The following is a 16,622-nucleotide window of genomic DNA, read 5'->3' as shown; positions in this document are numbered from 1 at the left end:
GGCGGTGTGCGGCGCTCACGTCTCGATGCGGACGATCCCGTACGGATTGAACTTGAAATCGTCTTCCGCGTAGTCCTGCTCCCGCGAGAGCGTGAGCTTGCGGTCGCGCAGCGTCGCCTCGATGCCGTGCTCCGCCATCGCGTTGGCGATTTCCTCCATCAGCATCACCGCGGACCACTCGTTGCCGCGCGATTTTGCGACATAGACCTCCGGCAGGCCGACGAGGTGATAGCCGACGGTCTCGTAATAGCGATCGCCGCCGAGCGGGCGCTTGGCGAAGGCAAGGCGACAGGCCTTGGCGAGGGCGAGCGTCATGCCAAGGCCCTGGCTGGTCTTTGCGCCCGTGCGTGCCTGATCAGCGAGGCTGCGCCACCGCGCAAGCCCGTGGGCGACGCCGGCGCTTTCGCCCTTCACGGCGGTGGCGCCGGCCTCGATCATTTCCTCGACGATACGCAAGGCTGCCGCCGAATAGGCGACCGCCTTCTGCTGCTCCAGCGGCGGGCTCAGCACGTAGAGAACCGCCTTGTGGCTCGCCACGGCGGCTTCGTCGGCCGCCGACCATGCTTTCGGGAAGACGCGGTCCCAGCACACGCCGAACGATCGCTCCATATGCGGATCGGGTTTGGCTTGCGAATAGGTGCGGTCGATCTCGAAGTTGAAATCGGCGATCGTCTTCGCCACTGCGTTCGGCGGAGTGAGCAGCCTGTCGTCCTTGCCGAGAAAGCAGAGCACGTGACGCGGCTTCACCGAGGATGGCTGCATGTTCGTTCCCTGTTGATTTGGCGGCTGATCGTCGGCGAAGGCGCGGCTGGCCACGAAGAGCCCGGCGGCCTTGAGAAGATGTCTGCGGATTAGGTCCATTTCAGCAATCCGGCCACGTTCATGTCAGCAAAAAGCCCCCGGCTCGCGAGAACCGGGGGCGTGTTCCTTCCAACGCGAGAAGGGCAATCAGCCCTTCGTCATCGTGATGTTGACGCCGCGGATCTCACCCTTGGAGGAGATCTGGACCGTCTGCTTGGTGCCGTTGGTGCGCAGCGACAGATTGGCGGCAAAGCCGTTGGCCTCGACGAACACGTCGATCTGGCCGCCGCCGGCGGTGCCTTGCAGATTGCCGAAGATGTTGCGGTTGGACTCGCTCCAATTGCCGGAAATCCGCTCGCCCTGGCTCGTGACATCGCTGGTCAGGTCGAACTTGTAGCTGTCGGAGGCGCAGTGCAGCGCCTGCTTGAGCGCGAGGCCGCTGCCGGCGACCTTGTAGTCGGCCTTGCAGCGGATGCGCTCGGTGGAGCCGTCTGACAGCGACACCGTGCCGGTGCCGGTCCACGCGCCGTCGAAACCGGCAAAGGGTCCGGACGACTGAGCATGGCTTGCCGTAACTGAGAAGAGCAGCGCAGCCCCGATGCCGGCCGCCTTGATTGCCAGTCCAGATCGCCCAAAGAATTTCATCTCAAATATCCCGTTTTGGAACGACGTTCGCTTATGATGAAGAACGTCTCGCCACATCGAAAGTTTAGTGCCTTGAGCCTGTCTCAGGTTCAAATCCCGGCCGCCAGAGATGGCGGTTCACGACGGCTCGCGCCGCCCCGATATCGCGATTCCCTTTATTTCCGCATGTTTCTGGGCGAAACAGCCGGGCGGAGAGATGCAGGTGTGCAACAGGTGCCAAGCAAAACGCGACGTGCCAGAATTATGACGTAGTATCAACCTGTTACATCTGCCAATGAAAGCGTAGGGAAGACCTGATTTGGGAGGCGCGGCGCCAATTTGGCCGCATTTGCCAGTGCTTGTGCCTTCTCCGAGGCCGCTGCTTCCGCGGCGACTTGCCATCAGAACAATCCGTTCCCGTCTCCGCGCTGTGCTGTCCGGGATCGGTGCGATTCTGCCGTCAGAATGAAGGAATACAATGCGTAAGCTTCTCGTCGCTCTCACCCTGGTGTCCGCATCTCTTTCGACGGCAGCATTCGCCCAGCAGCAAGGTGGGCGCGGCACGGACGCCGAGCAGAAGGCCTGCACGCGCGACGTGCAGAAGTTCTGCCGTCCGGTCATCGACCAGGGCGATTTCACCATCCTGGCCTGCCTCAAGGAGAACCGGGCCAAGATCTCGCAGGCCTGCGACCAGGTCCTGAAGAACCACAACCAGTAAGCTCGGCCACTGGCCCACAAAGGCGGCCCAGGAGCCGCCTTTTTGGGCGGATCTGGAAGGGCTGCCATCGAGTGACAGGATTGGTTTTGCGGCCGTATTCCCCTATATGGGGGCCGCGGCGGCATCGCCGGCATGAGCCCGCGCGAGCGAAAAACCCCTTCCTGTCCAAACGATTGTAAATCAGCCCTCGATGACCTCTGCGAGCGAATTGCGATCCGGCAAGGGTGACCGCGACGAGAATTTTCCCGTCGCGTCCTGGATCATTCATCCGCGTCATCGCGCCCTGATCCTGGCGTATTACAATTTCGTCCGCACCGCCGACGACATCGCCGACCACGCGACGCTGCCCCCCGACCAGAAGCTCGCTTATCTCGACCTGCTCGAGGCGGAACTGCTCGGCAAGGGCGATACCCAGGCCGAGGCTGTCACGCTGCGGCGTGCGCTGGCTGACCGCGGCATGACGCCGCGCCATGCGCTCGACGTGCTGATCGCGTTCCGCATGGATGTGACCAAGCTGCGCTACGAGACCTGGGACGAAGTGATCCACTATTGCCGCTATTCGGCGATGCCGGTCGGACGCTTCATGCTCGACGTTCACGGCGAGAGCACCTCGACCTGGGCCGCGTCGGACGCGCTCTGCGCCGGCCTTCAGATCAACAATCACCTGCAGGATTGCGGCAAGGATTTCCGCGAGCTCAACCGCGTCTATCTGCCGCGCGATGCGCTGGCCGCGAGCGGCGCCTCGGTCGAGCAACTCGGGCTCGCGCAGTCGCCGCCGGCCATGCTGGCCTGCCTTCAGTCGCTTGCCGCGCGCAATGAGGCCCTGCTCGACGAGGGCAGGTCGCTAGCTGCGGAGATCCGGGATTTCCGCCTCGGCGTCGACGTCGCGGTGATCCAGGCCTATGCCGACCGCATCGTGCGCCTCCTGAAGGTGCGCGACCCCTTGCGCGAGCGCGTGCACCTGAACAAGTTCGAGCTGCTCACCTTCAGCCTCGCCGGCATGATCGGCGAAGTCGGCCGCCGCGCGATCGGGCGCAAGGCCATTTCCAGACCGGGGACTGCCCATGACGCTTGAGGCGACCTCGCCCGGCGCCAATTATGGCTCGACCGCATCGAACAGCTCCTTCTACGCTGCGATGCGCATCCTGCCGCATGACCAGCGCGAAGCGATGTTCCAGATCTACAGCTTCTGCCGCCAGGTCGACGACATCGCCGATTCCGACGGCCCGCGCGACGAGCGGCTCGCCGCGCTGCAGGAGTGGCGCAACGACATCGATGCGCTCTATCAGGGCAATCCGCCGCCGCGGCTGAAGGACTACGTCGCCTCGGTGAAGACCTTCGGCCTGAAGCGGGAGGATTTCCTCGCCATCGTCGACGGCATGGAGATGGACGTGCCGCAGGACATCCGCGCGCCCGACATGGCGACGCTCGATCTCTATTGCGATCGCGTCGCGAGCGCTGTCGGACGATTGTCGGTGCGCGTGTTCGGCCTGCCGGAAGAGGACGGCATCCTGCTCGCCCATCATCTGGGCCGCGCGCTCCAGCTCACCAACATCCTGCGCGACATCGACGAGGACGCCGGCCTTGGCCGGCTCTATCTGCCGCGTGAGGCGCTGCTGCATGCCGGGATCACCTCCAACGATCCGAACCGCGTGATCGCCGAGCGCGCGCTGCCGAAGGTCTGCGTGCCGCTGACGCAGCGCGCCAAGGCGCATTTCGAAAAGTCGGACGAGATCATGAACCGCAACAAGCGCCGCGCCGTGCGTGCGCCGCGGATCATGTCGAAGTACTACCATTCCATTCTGGACCTCCTGATCGCGCGCGGTTTCAACGCGCCGCGCGAACCGGTGCGTGTGTCGAAGGTCACACGCATGCTGATCCTGCTCCGCTACGCTTTCATCTGATGCAAAAGACAGCTCACATCATCGGCGCCGGAATTTCCGGCCTCTCTGCCGCCGTGCGGCTCGCCAATGCCGGCTTCAAGGTCGCCGTGCACGAGGCGACGCACCAGGCCGGCGGCCGCTGCCGCTCCTATTTCGACGGCGCCACCAATCTCACCATCGACAACGGCAATCACTTGCTGCTGTCGGGCAACGGCCATGCGCGCGCCTATGCGCGCTCGATCGGCACCGAGGCCGGCCTCGTCGGCCCTGACAGCGCGCAGTTTCCCTTCGTCGACATCAAGACCGGCCAGCGCTGGCAGATCGATCTCGGCAACGGCCGGCTGCCGACCTGGGTGCTCGACGAAAGCCGCCGCGTGCCCGACACCGGGCTCACCGATTATCTGAAGCTGGCGCCGCTGATCTGGGCCTCGGAAGACACGCTGGTCGGCAAGTCGATTCCTTGCGAAGGCATCCTCTATCAGCGCCTGGTGCAGCCGCTGCTGCTTGCCGCGCTCAACGTCGATCCGCCCGAGGGCTCGGCCGGACTTGCCGGCGCCATCGTGCGCGAGACGCTGCTTGCGGGCGGGCAGGCCTGCCGCCCGCTGATCGCGCGCGACGGCCTCAGCGCCGTGCTGATCGAGCCGGCCGTGAAATTCCTGCAGGAGCGCGGCCATTCCGTTCAGCTCGGCCACGAGCTGCGGTCGTTCGTCAGCAGCGACGGCAAGGTGACCGCGCTGAATTTCGGCGGCGAGGACGTGGTCCAGCTCGGTGCGGGCGACGTCATCGTGATGGCGGTGCCGCCGCGCGCGGCAGCGAGCCTGCTGCCGGGCCTGAAGACGCCGACCGAATTCCGCGCCATCGTGAACGCGCATTTCCGCTTTGAGCCGCCGCCCGGTTCGGCGCCGATCCTCGGTGTGATCGGCGGCGTCGTGGAATGGCTGTTCGCGTTCCCGAACCGGCTCTCAGTCACCATCAGCAATGGCGACCGCCTGGTCGACATGCCGCGCGAGGAACTGGCGCAGGCGATCTGGAACGATGTCTGCGAGGCCGCAGGCGTGTCCGGCGAGCTGCCGCCGTGGCAGATCGTGCGCGAGCGCCGTGCCACATTTGCGGCGACGCCGGCCCAGAATGCCCTGCGTCCAGGGCCGGCGACTACGCTGAAAAACCTGTTCCTTGCCGGCGATTGGACTGCTACGGGATTGCCTGCAACGATCGAAGGATCGGTCCGGTCCGGTGACCGCGCCGCGGATCTGGTTCTGGCCGCCAAAGGATCTTGAAAGCGGCCCTGACGGGCGGATGTCCCGGTCATTTTCAATCAACTATCGGAGTAATCGAGCGAGATGGATTCCGTGAACGCGCCCAATCGCGAAGTCCTGGAATCGAGGACCTTGGAATCGAGGACCTTGGACTCGAGCATTGCGTTCGCCACGCAAGGCGTCCTCGGCTTCCAGCAACCGGACGGCCACTGGGTGTTCGAGCTCGAGGCCGACTGCACGATTCCGGCCGAGTACATCCTGCTCCGCCATTATCTCGCAGAGCCCGTCGACACCGTGCTCGAGGCCAAGATCGGCAATTATCTGCGCCGCGTCCAGGGCGCCCATGGCGGCTGGCCGCTGGTGCATGACGGCGAGTTCGACATGAGCGCCAGCGTGAAGGCGTACTTCGCGCTGAAGATGATCGGCGACTCCGTCGATGCGCTTCATATGGTGCGTGCGCGCGAGGCGATCCATGCCCGCGGCGGCGCGATTCACAGCAACGTCTTCACACGCTTCCTGCTCGCGACGTTCGGCGTCGTGACCTGGCGCGCGGTGCCGGTGCTGCCGATCGAGATCGTGCTGCTGCCGTTCTGGTCGCCGTTCCACCTCAACAAGATCTCCTACTGGGCGCGCACCACCATGGTGCCGCTGATGGTGATCGCTGCGCTCAAGCCGCGCGCGAAGAATCCGAAGGGCGTCGGCATCGACGAGCTGTTTTTGCAGGATCCGCGCTCGATCGGCATGACGGCGAAGGCGCCGCATCAGAGCATGGCCTGGTTCCTGCTATTCCGTTCGCTCGATGCGATCCTGCGCGTCATCGAGCCGATGTTTCCGAAGAGCCTGCGCCAGCGCGCGATCGATGCGGCGCTCGCCTTCACCGAGGAGCGGCTGAACGGCGAGGACGGCATGGGCGCGATCTATCCGCCGATGGCCAACATCGTCATGATGTACGATGCGCTCGGCAAGGACGAGAACTATCCGCCGCGTGCGGTGACGCGCCGGGGCATCGACAAGCTGCTGGTGATCCGCGACGACGAAGCCTATTGCCAGCCCTGCGTCTCGCCGGTGTGGGACACGACGCTGACCGCGCATGCGCTGCTGGAAGCCGGCGGCGACAAGGCGGTGCCCGCGGCCAAGCAGGGCCTCGACTGGCTGATCCCGAAGCAGGAGCTCGAGGTGAAGGGCGACTGGGCGGCGAAGCGGCCCGACGTGCGCCCGGGCGGCTGGGCGTTCCAGTACAACAATGCCCACTACCCCGATCTCGACGACACCGCCGTCGTGGTGATGTCGATGGACCGCATGCGCCGGGAGCACGGTGCGACCGGCTATGATGCCGCGATCGCCCGCGGCCGGGAGTGGATCGAGGGCATGCAGAGCGACGATGGCGGCTGGGCTGCCTTCGACGTCAACAACCTCGAATATTACCTCAACAACATTCCGTTCTCGGACCACGGCGCGCTGCTCGATCCGCCGACCGAGGACGTCACCGCTCGCTGCATCTCCATGCTGGCCCAGCTCGGCGAGACCGAGAAGACCAGCAAGCACGTCGCCGACGGCGTGGCCTATCTCCGCAAGACCCAGCATCCCGAGGGCTCCTGGTATGGCCGCTGGGGCCTGAACTTCATCTATGGAACCTGGTCCGTGCTCTGCGCCCTCAACATGGCGGGCGTCGACCACAAGGACCCGATGATGCGGAAGGCTGCCGCCTGGCTGGCCTCGATCCAGAACAAGGACGGCGGCTGGGGCGAGGACGCGGTCAGCTACCGCCTGGACTACAAGGGCTGGGAGGCCGCCCCGTCGACCGCCTCGCAAACGGCATGGGCCTTGCTTGCCCTGATGGCGGCAGGCGAGGTTGATCACCCGGCCGTCGCCCGCGGGGTGGAGTACCTGATTGCAACACAGAACAAAAAAGGACTGTGGGACGAGCTGCGGTACACCGCCACAGGCTTCCCCCGCGTGTTCTATCTACGGTATCATGGTTACCCAAAGTTCTTTCCGCTGTGGGCGCTGGCGCGGTATCGGAACTTGCGGAACACCAACAGCAGGGTGGTAGGGGTCGGAATGTGACTTTGGGGACGGGGGACTATTTTACCGCGGGCAATGCCATTGATCCGCGGCCGATCTTGATCGTGACTGGACTGGTTCAGGAGGCCCGTATCGCGGCCGGGCCTGGAATGGCCGTCATCTGCTCGTCCAGCAGCCCCAGCCAATTGCGCGCGCTGCTGACGGTGGTCGATCCCGATACGATTCGCGGCGTGATCTCGTTCGGCGTGGCCGGCGGGCTCGATCCGACGCTGCGCTCCGGTGACGTCGTGCTGGCGACCGAGGTGCTGTCCGGCGACACCCGCTGGGCCGCAGGCCTGTCGCTCGGCGACGACCTGATCGACCGCCTGACCTCGGGCCGCCGCCGCGTGGTGCGCGGCAGCCTCGCCGGCGCCGAGGAGGTGGTCACGAAGCGGTCCTGCAAGGCGGCGCTGCATTCCGAGACCGGGGCTGCGGCCGTCGACATGGAAAGCCACATCGCGGCTGCCTATGCCGCCGAGGCCGGGCTGCCCTTCGCCGCGGTCCGCGTCATCAGCGACCCCGCCCACCGTGCGCTGCCGGCGCTCGCCCGTGCCGCGATCAAGCCGAACGGTCAGATCGACCTTCCAGCCGTGCTGCGCGGCATCGTGCGCAATCCGACGACGCTGCATGCGCTGGTCTCGACCGGCATCGACTTCAATCGCGCGCTACGCTCACTTCGCGGCTGCCGCGACTATCTGATCGGGACGGAGCTCATCGAGAGCGAGGTCCTGGTGTCCAAGGCGGCCTGAGCGACGTCTTCGCGCTGAGCAAAAGAAAAGGCCCGGTCGCGCGACCGGGCCTTTCTGTTTGTATCTGTTGTCCGCGCGCTTACGCGGCGGTCGAAGCCTTCCGCGCGGCCTTCTGTTCGGCGGCGAGCGCTTCGTCCTTGCGGATCTCCGACAGCTTCTTCTGGACCTGCTCCGAGAAGATGTACTGCGCCGGGCGCTGCTTGGACATGTCGATCTCCGGCACCATCGGGCCAGTGGTCTTGATGCCGCGCAGCGACACCCACATCGCCTTCAGCGGGTTGTTGAGCGCTGCGGTCGCCGCCGTCGGCTCGTAGCCGCAATGGGCCATACAGTCGGCGCACTTCTCGTACTTGCCGGTGCCGTAGGTGTCCCAGTCGGTGGTGTCCATCAGCTCCTTGAAGGTTTTGGCGTAGCCTTCACCGAGCAGGTAGCAGGGCTTCTGCCAGCCGAAGATGTTGCGCGCGGGCATGCCCCACGGCGTGCACTCGTATTCCTGGTTGCCGGCGAGGAAGTCCAGGAACAGGCCGGAATGCATGAAGTTCCACTTCTTGCCCTTGCCCATCGCGAAGACGTCGCGGAACAGCTTCTTGGTCTTGGTGCGGTTGAGGAAGTGCTCCTGGTCCGGCGCGCGCTCATAGGCGTAGCCCGGCGACATCGAGACGCCGACACCGAGCTCGACGGTGAGGTCGAGGAATTTTGCGATCTCCTCGGCCGGATGGCCGTCGAAGATGGTGGCGTTGACGTTGACGGTGAAGCCGCGCGCCTTGGCCGCCTTGATCGCGGAGACGGCGCGGTCGAACACGCCCTTCTGCGACACCGCCTTGTCGTGGTGGTCGCGCAGGCCGTCGAGATGCACCGAGAAGAACAGGTAGGGCGAGGGCTCGAACAGGTCGAGCTTCTTCTCGAGCAGCAGCGCGTTCGTGCAGAGCGAGACGAACTTCTTGCGCGCAACGAGGCCGCGCACGATCTCGCCGATCTCCTTGTGGATCAGCGGTTCGCCGCCGGGAATCGCGACCATCGGCGCGCCGCACTCGTCGGCCGCGTCCCAGCACTCCTGCGCGGTCATGCGGCGGTTGAGGATCGCATCCGGATAATCGATCTTGCCGCAGCCGACGCAGGCGAGGTTGCAGCGGAACAGCGGCTCCAGCATCAGCACGAGCGGATAGCGTTTGCGGCCAAGCAGTTTCTGCTTGAGCAAATAGCCGCCGATACGCATTTCCTTGAAGAAGGGGATAGCCATTGCAGGTTTCTTTCTGGGATTGGAATTCGGGGTAGGTCAGCTCGCAGCCAGTTCGGCCGGAAGCCTGAATTCGATGTTTTCCTCGCGGCCCGGCAGCACCTGGACCTTCACCGGTCCGATCCGCCGCATCGCTTCGATCACGTCATCCACGAGTACCTCGGGCGCCGAGGCGCCGGCCGTGACGCCGACGGTCCTGGCATCCTTCAACCACTCCGGATTGAGCTCGCTGCCGTCGGCAATCAAATAACTCGCGACGCCGGCCTCAGTGCCGATTTCGCGGAGCCGGTTCGAATTCGAGCTATTGGCAGCGCCCACCACCAAGATCACGTCGACCAGCTTGCTCAAGTCCCTTACCGCAGATTGGCGGTTCTGTGTCGCATAGCAGATATCCCGGATATCCGGACCTTGAATATCTGTAAAGCGGGCCTGGAGGGCCGCGATGATGTCCCTGGTGTCGTCGACCGACAGGGTGGTCTGGGTGATGTAGGCCAATGGCGTATCTGCCGGCAGCGCCAGGGCGTTAACCTCTTCAACGCTTTGGACCAGCAGCACGGGGCCGGGAACCTGGCCCATCGTGCCCTCGACCTCGGGGTGGCCGGCATGGCCGATCAGGATCAGGGTGCGGCCCTTGGTGATGTAGCGCTTCCCCTGATTGTGAACTTTCGTGACCAGCGGGCAGGTGGCATTGAGCACCGGAAGGTCGCGCGCGGCGGCCTCTTCCTCGACGCTGCGGGCGACGCCATGGGCGCTGAACACCGTCACGGCCTTCGGCGGAACCTCGGACAGCTCCTCGACGAAGATCGCGCCTTTGTTCTTCAGGCTCTCGACCACGTACTTGTTGTGCACGATCTCGTGGCGCACGTAGACGGGCGGGCCGTACTTCTCCAGCGCCCGTTCCACGATCTCGATCGCACGCACCACGCCGGCGCAGAAGCCGCGCGGCTGCGCTAGGTAAACTTCCATAGGACGCCCATCACGCAAGTTGCACCAATCCGCTTCAAGTCCCCGGCGGCACCCCGACCCTGACCAATCAGGTGCAATAACCGCACCATTGGTTTCGCGCACGCGGTAACCACCCACCCCCATCGGGGTTCCGGCGCATGGAGGCGCAATACTTTGTGTCAAAAAATCGGCAGCAAGGAAAGGTCAATGAACCCGGGTTCCCCGGCTGCCCTAACGATGCGGTACTATAATATGGTACCCCCCGGTGGGCAAAGCGACCTTTGTGCTCACCGCATCGCCACTTTCCCGCCTTAACTCCCCGGCTATACCGACCGCCGCATTTCGCGACGGCCTTTGCCGTTTACCTCGAACCTCGGTGCGGCGAGTGCCACCCAAAACAGCAATAGGTTTCGCCCGGGAACTCCGATAAACAGCGGGCGTTTTCGGCAAGCTGTTCACCAGAAAGAAAAGATGTGCTGCAAAGCGTAGTCGTTGCCATCGTCAGGGCCTGCACCCGGTTTGCCTCCCTCGTCGTCATTCTCGGGCTCCTGCTGTCGGTCGGCGCGGGCTATTACGCCGCGCGGCACTTCGCCATCAACACCGACATCAATTCGCTGATTTCCCAGAATCTCGACTGGCGCCAGCGCGACCAGCAGTTCGACCGCGCCTTCGACCGCGACGCGACGATTCTCGCGGTCGTTGAGGCCGCGACGCCCGAGCTGACGACCGCCGCGGCGGACGCGCTCTATGCGAAGCTGAAAGACGACAAGACCAATTTCGTGTCGATGCAGCAGCTCGGCACCGGCGAGTTCTTCGAGCGCAACGGCCTGTTGTTCCTGCCGACCGAAGAGGTTGCCAAGGCGACCAGTCAGTTCGAATCCGCAGCGCCCCTGATCGAGATCATGGCCGGCGATCCCTCGATCCGCGGCCTGACGGGAGCGCTCGAGACCGGGCTTGCCGGCGTCAAGCGCGGGCAGGTGAAGCTCGACAGCACCGAGCGGCCTTTCAACCAGATCGCGCAGACCGTCGAGACCGTGGTCAACAAGGGCAACGCGACCTTCTCCTGGCGCGAGCTCGTCAGCGACCAGCCGCTGTCGGATTCGGACAGGCGCGCCTTCATCGAGTTCAAGCCGATCCTCGACTACAACGCGCTGGAGCCCGGCAAGGACGCCACCGACGCGATCCGCAAGGCTGCCGCCGAGCTCGATTTCCCGACCAAATTCCAGGCCCGGGTGCGGCTGACCGGCCCGGTGCCGATCGCGAACGAGGAATACGCCACCGTGCAGGAAGGTGCTGTCTTGAACGGCGTCGGCACGGTCCTCGTCGTGCTGGTGATCCTGTGGCTGGCGCTGCATTCGGCCAAGATCATCTTCGCCGTGTTCATCAATCTCTTCGTCGGACTCGCGATCACGACCGCGGCCGGGCTGATGATGGTGGGCTCGTTCAATCTGCTGTCGATCGCGTTCGCGGTGCTGTTCGTCGGCCTCGGCGTCGATTTCGGCATCCAGTACAGCGTCCGCTATCGCTCGGAGCGCTACAAGCACGACGACCTCACGGGTGCGCTGGTGCTGGCGGCGAAGCGTTCGGCGATCCCGCTGTCGCTGGCGGCGATGGCGACCGCGGCCGGCTTCCTCTGCTTCATGCCGACCGACTACAAGGGCATCGCGGAGCTGGGCCAGATTGCCGGCGTCGGCATGCTGGTGGCGTTCCTGTCCTCGATCACGGTTCTGCCGGCACTGCTGAAGCTCTTGAACCCGCCCGGCGAGATGGAGCCGGTCGGCTACGCCTTCCTGGCGCCGCTCGATCACTTCCTGGAGAAGCACCGTGTGCTGGTCGTCGGCGGCACGCTGCTGCTGGCGCTCGCCGGCCTGCCGCTGCTCTATTTCATGAAGTTCGACTTCAACCCGATGAACCTGCGCAACCCGCATGCCGAATCGATCGCGACCTTCCTCGACCTGCGCAAGGATCCCAACACCGGCGCCAATGCCATCAACGTGATGACCACATCGGAGGAGCAGGCGAGGCAGGTCGAGGCGAGGCTGGAGAAGGTCCCGGAAGTGCTGCGGGTGATGTCGCTCGACAGCTTCGTGCCGCAGGACCAGCAGCCGAAGCTGAAGCTGATCGCGCAGGGCGCCAAGGTGCTGAACCCCGCGCTCAACCCCGACCAGATCGATGCGGCGCCGACGGATCAGGAAAATGTCGAGGCGCTGAAATCCTCGGTCGACAATCTGCGCCGGACCGCCGGTGATACGAAGGGCCCTGGCGCGGTCGCCTCGCGGCGGCTGGCGGACGCGCTCGAGAAGCTCGCCAATGGCGACGAGGCCACGCGCAACAAGGCGCAGAACGTGTTCGTCACGCCGATGAAGATCGTGTTCGACCAGCTCAGGAACGCGATGCAGGCGGGCCCCGTGACCCTGGCCTCGCTGCCGCCCGATCTCGTCAGCGCCTGGAAGAGCAAGGACGGCGTCATCCGCGTCGAAGCGCTGCCCAAGGGCGATCCCAACGACAACGACACGCTGCGCAGATTTGCCGCCGCGGTGCTCGCGGCCGAGCCGACGGCGATCGGCGGGCCGGTCTCGATCCTGAAGTCCGGCGATACCGTGGTGAAGGCGTTCATCCACGCCGGCATCTACGCGCTATTGGTGATCAGCCTGTTGCTGTGGATCACGTTGCGGCGGTTCGTCGACGTGCTGATGACGCTGGTGCCGCTGCTGGTGGCCGGCGCGGTGACGCTCGAAATCTGCGTGTTGATCGGCCTGCCGCTCAACTTCGCCAACATCGTCGCGTTCCCGCTGCTGCTCGGCGTCGGCGTCGCCTTCAAGATCTATTATGTCGTGGCCTGGCGCTCGGGCAGAACGAATCTGCTCCAGACCAGCCTCACGCGCGCAATCTTCTTCAGTGCGCTGACGACGGCGACTGCGTTCGGCAGCCTGTGGCTGTCGAGCCATCCCGGCACGTCCAGCATGGGCAAGCTGCTCGCACTCTCGCTGGTGACGACGCTTGCCGCGGTGCTGCTGTTCCAGCCGGCCCTAATGGGCAAGCCCCGCAATCTCAGGGAGTAGGCAGATGTCGCCGACCGTGTCGGCGGCGCCTTTCTGACCGGGCTTGGCGGCGGTCTTCGGGGCTGCGGGCGCGGGGGCTGCAGGCGCTGCGGCGCCCGTCGTGCTCTGGGCTTTCGGCGCCGTGGACTTCGGTCCACCCTTCGCCATGGCGTTCGCTGTGCTCAAGGGGATCGGCGGGCCGACCCGGGTCCAGGTCTCGCCGCCGCAGAGGAAGCCCATCACGCAGCCCTTGATTTCGAGCTGGTCGGTGCCGGCAGGCGTGATGGTCGCGCTGTAGAGCTGGCCGTCCTTGGCGTTGTAGACCTGTCCTTCCCACTGATCGACGCCGGGCTTCTTCTTCATGTCGATCAGGGTCGCCATGCCCAGCGTCGGCCTGTTCTTTTTTGACACATCCGGATTGTTCTCGTCGCGGCCGCCGGGCTGTTTTTCCCAGGAAACTGCGCCCCACATGCTGCCATTGCATTGGGCGACACGGATGTTGGCGACGCCGTCGGCGACCCGCCAGTCGCCGGTAGGATCGGCGGCGAGCGCCGGGGTCAGGCAGGTGTAACCGCCAGCCAGTATAATTCCGGTGTAAAGGGCTAAACGCATGAGAGTTCCTTGGCAGTGCAACATGGTCTAAAGCTGTGCTTGCGAAGATGGTCCGAAAAAGGGCAAAAGGCCGCACAGCCGTTTTCAGTAACGGTCCGTTTTCAGTTGACGAGACGGCCCTCAACCGAAGTATGTAGCGGATGCACAGTCCAAATCCAGACATGTCTCAGCTGTTCGCGGACCGTCAGGCCCAGCGCAGCGCTCTGCATAATCGGTACCTGAACGAGCAGTTCGTCCGGGTTCTGAAGACCATCGGCTACGATGTCGGCTTCCAGAAGGGGCAGGGGCAGTACCTCTACGACCGCGACGGGGCGCGCTATCTCGACCTTTTGTCCGGATTCGGCGTGTTCGCGATCGGACGCAACCATCCGGTCATGCGCGAGGCGCTCAAGAGCGTGCTCGACGCCGATTTGCCCAATCTCGTCCAGTTCGACGTCTCGACGCTCGCCGGCGTGCTCGCCGAGCGCCTCCTGAAATACGTCCCCTATCTCGACAAGGCGTTTTTCGCCAATTCCGGCGCCGAATGCGTCGAAGCGGCGATCAAGTTCGCCCGTGGCGCGACAGGGCGTCCCGGCATCGTCTATTGCGCCCACGGCTATCACGGCCTGACCTATGGCGCGCTGTCGCTGACGGGTGATTCGAATTTCCGCACCGGCTTCGAGCCGCTGCTGCCGGGCTGCACGTCGATCCCGTTCAACGACCTGGCCGCGCTGGAAAAGGCGCTGGCCTCGCGCGAGGTCGCAGCCTTCGTCGTCGAGCCGATTCAGGGCAAGGGCGTCAACATGCCCACCGACGAGTTCCTGCCGGGCGCGGCCGCGCTCTGCAAGAAATACGGCACCCTGTTCGTCGCCGACGAGATCCAGACCGGCATGGGCCGTACCGGCCGCTTCCTCGCAGTCGAGCACTGGAATGTCGAGCCCGACATGGTGCTGCTGTCGAAGTCGCTGTCCGGTGGCCACGTGCCGGTCGGCGCGGTGCTGACGCGCAAGAGCATCTTCGACAAGATCTTCAACCAGATGGACCGTGCGGTGGTGCACGGTTCGACCTTCTCCAAGAACGACCTGGCGATGGCCGCGGGCATCGCCACGCTCGATGTCATGGAGTCCGAGAAGCTGATCGAGTCCGCCGCCAAGCGCGGCGCCGAGCTGCGCCTCGCGCTGACGCGCATGGTGCCCGGCTACGAGTTGATGAAGGAAGTGCGCGGCAAGGGCCTGATGATCGGCGTCGAGTTCGGCCCGCCGAAGTCGCTGCGCCTGCGCGCCTCATGGAACGTGCTGGAGACCGCCAACAAGGGCTTGTTCTGCCAGCTCATCACCGTGCCGCTATTCAAGGACCACAAGATCCTCACCCAGGTCGCCGGCCACGGCAGCCACACCATCAAGCTGCTGCCGCCGCTCACCATCACCGAAGAAGACTGCAACTGGATCGAGCGCGCCTTCGACGACGTCATCGCCGGCAGCCACAAGGTCCCCGGCGCGATCTGGTCGCTCGGCAAGACGCTGGTGGACAACGCGGTGCGGCGGTCGGCGTAAGGCCTCCGCCGCGGCCTGATGTCGCGACGTGCGGCCTGCTGAAGCAGTCTGCCTCCTGAAACGCCAAATCGGCACTTACCTTCCCGGCATTGACCTGACCGGGAGAGGAGTTGCGCGATGCCTGTGACTGGCGGCTGTCATTGCGGTGCGATCCGCTACGAGGTGAACGGCGACATGATGGTGCACGCGCTCTGCCACTGCGCGGATTGCCGTCGCCATTCGGGAGCGCCGATGGTCGGCTGGGCGATGTATTCGCGCGAAGCGGTCAAAGTGGTGCGGGGCCAGCCGAAGATCTACCACTCCTCGGAGCATGGACGCCGGCACTTCTGTGCCGATTGCGGCACGGGGCTGTTCTACGTCAACGAAAACCTGATGCCCGACGTCATCGACATCCAGAGCGGCACCTATGATGACCCCGATGCCATTCCGGCCATGATGCACATCCAGATCGCCGAGCGGATTGGCTGGATGGAGCGGGCGCACGAATTGCCGGTGTTCGAACGGTTTCCCCCGCTCGAATAACGCGCGCAGGCGCCGTACGATCGCTCAGGCCGCTTTGGGCTTGTTGACGGTCTCGATGCGATCGAGCGCCTTGCCGAGATCGCGTTTGGCGATCTGGATGTCGAAATCGTTCTGAAGATTGAGCCAAAGTTCGGCGGTCGTGCCGAGCGCCTTGCCAAGCCGAAGTGCCGTGTCGGCGGTAATCCCGGTCTGCTCACTCGCAATCCGCTCAAGGCGCGTGCGCGGCAGGCCGCATGTCTTGGCGAGCGCGCCGGCGGACATGTTCAGCGGGATCAGAAATTCTTCCCGCAGAACCTCACCAGGATGCATGGGCTTGAGCTTTCTCGCCATCTTCTCGCTCTCTTAGTGATAGTCCACGATCTCGACCTCAGCGGGACCTTCCGCGGTCCAGATGAAGCACACTCGGAATTGATCGTTGATCCTGATCGAGTGCTGTCCCTTGCGATCGCCTGCCAAGGCTTCGAGGCGGTTGCCGGGCGGCGCCCTTAAGTCGCCGAGCTCGGCGGCCGCGTGAAGATAGCGCAACTTCCGCCGCGCAACCTTCACGAGGTCGGCCGGAAAGCCCTTTGGACTTTCGCCGTTAAAGACCGCTTCAGTGGTTTTGTCCCGAAACGTTCTGATCACAGAGGCAGTGTATC

16 protein-coding genes are annotated in these 16,622 nt (G+C 64.6%); 9 read left to right on the top strand and 7 right to left on the bottom strand.

Going from position 1 to position 16,622, the window contains the following annotated elements; genetic code table 11:
• Positions 1-15: 15 nt before the first annotated feature.
• Both QA642_RS34055 and QA642_RS34050 read right to left on the bottom strand, forming a co-directional pair.
• Entirely contained in the window at positions 16-861 is an 846-nt protein-coding gene (locus QA642_RS34055; protein ID WP_283080792.1) for a hypothetical protein, read from the bottom strand.
• An 87-nt stretch (positions 862-948) separates the two neighbouring features.
• Entirely contained in the window at positions 949-1,446 is a 498-nt protein-coding gene (locus QA642_RS34050; RefSeq protein WP_027558690.1) for a hypothetical protein, read from the bottom strand.
• A gap of 457 nt (positions 1,447-1,903) precedes the next feature.
• Here QA642_RS34050 and QA642_RS34045 point away from each other — a divergent pair, with 457 nt between their 5' ends.
• The 6 genes from QA642_RS34045 (at position 1,904) to QA642_RS34020 (ending at position 8,095) form a co-directional block, all read left to right on the top strand.
• Positions 1,904-2,143, top strand: coding sequence for a hypothetical protein (locus QA642_RS34045; RefSeq protein ID WP_027558691.1), 240 nt, complete (start codon positions 1,904-1,906; stop codon positions 2,141-2,143).
• A gap of 190 nt (positions 2,144-2,333) precedes the next feature.
• The gene (hpnC, locus tag QA642_RS34040; protein ID WP_283080791.1) at positions 2,334-3,218 is read left to right on the top strand and encodes a squalene synthase HpnC; all 885 of its coding nucleotides are present in this window, start codon (positions 2,334-2,336) and stop codon (positions 3,216-3,218) included.
• Positions 3,208-4,047, top strand: coding sequence for a presqualene diphosphate synthase HpnD (gene hpnD / locus QA642_RS34035; RefSeq protein WP_283080790.1), 840 nt, complete (start codon positions 3,208-3,210; stop codon positions 4,045-4,047). The genes hpnC and hpnD overlap by 11 nt, the downstream gene beginning before the upstream one ends.
• Complete coding sequence (gene hpnE, locus QA642_RS34030) at positions 4,047-5,303, top strand: hydroxysqualene dehydroxylase HpnE (RefSeq protein WP_283080789.1); 1,257 nt, start codon at positions 4,047-4,049, stop codon at positions 5,301-5,303. The genes hpnD and hpnE overlap by 1 nt, the downstream gene beginning before the upstream one ends.
• Before the next feature lie 63 nt (positions 5,304-5,366).
• The gene (shc, locus tag QA642_RS34025; RefSeq protein ID WP_283080788.1) at positions 5,367-7,349 is read left to right on the top strand and encodes a squalene--hopene cyclase; all 1,983 of its coding nucleotides are present in this window, start codon (positions 5,367-5,369) and stop codon (positions 7,347-7,349) included.
• Positions 7,346-8,095 carry a phosphorylase gene (locus QA642_RS34020; protein WP_283080787.1) on the top strand — a complete coding sequence of 250 codons (750 nt, stop codon included), beginning with the start codon at positions 7,346-7,348 and terminating at the stop codon, positions 8,093-8,095. Before shc ends, QA642_RS34020 begins: the two co-directional genes overlap by 4 nt.
• Positions 8,096-8,174: 79 nt before the next feature.
• Here QA642_RS34020 and hpnH read toward each other — a convergent pair whose 3' ends face one another.
• Together hpnH and ispH are read right to left on the bottom strand one after the other, a co-directional pair.
• Complete coding sequence (gene hpnH, locus QA642_RS34015) at positions 8,175-9,335, bottom strand: adenosyl-hopene transferase HpnH (protein WP_283080786.1); 1,161 nt, start codon at positions 9,333-9,335, stop codon at positions 8,175-8,177.
• A gap of 36 nt (positions 9,336-9,371) precedes the next feature.
• Positions 9,372-10,298 (bottom strand): 4-hydroxy-3-methylbut-2-enyl diphosphate reductase, encoded by a 927-nt coding sequence (ispH, locus tag QA642_RS34010; RefSeq protein WP_283087034.1) that lies wholly within the window; start codon positions 10,296-10,298, stop codon positions 9,372-9,374.
• Between the two features lie 452 nt (positions 10,299-10,750).
• Between ispH and QA642_RS34005 the strand changes: the two genes are divergently transcribed.
• Positions 10,751-13,339: an MMPL family transporter gene (locus QA642_RS34005; RefSeq protein WP_283080785.1), complete on the top strand. Its 2,589-nt coding sequence runs from the start codon at positions 10,751-10,753 to the stop codon at positions 13,337-13,339.
• Here QA642_RS34005 and QA642_RS34000 read toward each other — a convergent pair.
• Positions 13,307-13,930, bottom strand: a complete 624-nt coding sequence (locus QA642_RS34000) for a DUF2147 domain-containing protein (protein WP_283080784.1) — start codon at positions 13,928-13,930, stop codon at positions 13,307-13,309. The genes QA642_RS34005 and QA642_RS34000 overlap by 33 nt on opposite strands.
• Positions 13,931-14,070: 140 nt before the next feature.
• On the opposite strand from QA642_RS34000, the gene hpnO reads away from it, so the two are divergent.
• The gene (gene hpnO, locus QA642_RS33995) at positions 14,071-15,462 is read left to right on the top strand and encodes an aminobacteriohopanetriol synthase HpnO (RefSeq protein WP_283080783.1); all 1,392 of its coding nucleotides are present in this window, start codon (positions 14,071-14,073) and stop codon (positions 15,460-15,462) included.
• 117 nt (positions 15,463-15,579) lie between these two features.
• Positions 15,580-15,984: a GFA family protein gene (locus QA642_RS33990; protein WP_283080782.1), complete on the top strand. Its 405-nt coding sequence runs from the start codon at positions 15,580-15,582 to the stop codon at positions 15,982-15,984.
• A 24-nt stretch (positions 15,985-16,008) separates the two neighbouring features.
• Here QA642_RS33990 and QA642_RS33985 read toward each other — a convergent pair whose 3' ends face one another.
• Positions 16,009-16,314 (bottom strand): HigA family addiction module antitoxin, encoded by a 306-nt coding sequence (locus QA642_RS33985; RefSeq protein WP_283080781.1) that lies wholly within the window; start codon positions 16,312-16,314, stop codon positions 16,009-16,011.
• A gap of 12 nt (positions 16,315-16,326) precedes the next feature.
• Positions 16,327-16,608 carry a type II toxin-antitoxin system RelE/ParE family toxin gene (locus tag QA642_RS33980; protein ID WP_283080780.1) on the bottom strand — a complete coding sequence of 94 codons (282 nt, stop codon included), beginning with the start codon at positions 16,606-16,608 and terminating at the stop codon, positions 16,327-16,329.
• Positions 16,609-16,622: the final 14 nt, after the last annotated feature.

The organism is Bradyrhizobium sp. CB2312 (assembly GCF_029714425.1).
Lineage (GTDB): Bacteria > Pseudomonadota > Alphaproteobacteria > Rhizobiales > Xanthobacteraceae > Bradyrhizobium.
This window is presented reverse-complemented; position numbering and strand designations above follow the sequence as displayed.

What these genes read in the sequence shown, in the direction of transcription:
- QA642_RS34055 (WP_283080792.1), bottom strand. Translation starts at nt 861, where the DNA reads ATGGACCTAATCCGCAGACATCTTCTCAAGGCCGCCGGGCTCTTCGTG.
- QA642_RS34050 (WP_027558690.1), bottom strand. Translation starts at nt 1,446, where the DNA reads ATGAAATTCTTTGGGCGATCTGGACTGGCAATCAAGGCGGCCGGCATC.
- QA642_RS34045 (WP_027558691.1), top strand. Translation starts at nt 1,904, where the DNA reads ATGCGTAAGCTTCTCGTCGCTCTCACCCTGGTGTCCGCATCTCTTTCG.
- hpnC (WP_283080791.1), top strand. Translation starts at nt 2,334, where the DNA reads ATGACCTCTGCGAGCGAATTGCGATCCGGCAAGGGTGACCGCGACGAG.
- hpnD (WP_283080790.1), top strand. Translation starts at nt 3,208, where the DNA reads ATGACGCTTGAGGCGACCTCGCCCGGCGCCAATTATGGCTCGACCGCA.
- hpnE (WP_283080789.1), top strand. Translation starts at nt 4,047, where the DNA reads ATGCAAAAGACAGCTCACATCATCGGCGCCGGAATTTCCGGCCTCTCT.
- shc (WP_283080788.1), top strand. Translation starts at nt 5,367, where the DNA reads ATGGATTCCGTGAACGCGCCCAATCGCGAAGTCCTGGAATCGAGGACC.
- hpnH (WP_283080786.1), bottom strand. Translation starts at nt 9,335, where the DNA reads ATGGCTATCCCCTTCTTCAAGGAAATGCGTATCGGCGGCTATTTGCTC.
- ispH (WP_283087034.1), bottom strand. Translation starts at nt 10,298, where the DNA reads ATGGAAGTTTACCTAGCGCAGCCGCGCGGCTTCTGCGCCGGCGTGGTG.
- QA642_RS34000 (WP_283080784.1), bottom strand. Translation starts at nt 13,930, where the DNA reads ATGCGTTTAGCCCTTTACACCGGAATTATACTGGCTGGCGGTTACACC.
- hpnO (WP_283080783.1), top strand. Translation starts at nt 14,071, where the DNA reads ATGCACAGTCCAAATCCAGACATGTCTCAGCTGTTCGCGGACCGTCAG.
- QA642_RS33990 (WP_283080782.1), top strand. Translation starts at nt 15,580, where the DNA reads ATGCCTGTGACTGGCGGCTGTCATTGCGGTGCGATCCGCTACGAGGTG.
- QA642_RS33985 (WP_283080781.1), bottom strand. Translation starts at nt 16,314, where the DNA reads ATGGCGAGAAAGCTCAAGCCCATGCATCCTGGTGAGGTTCTGCGGGAA.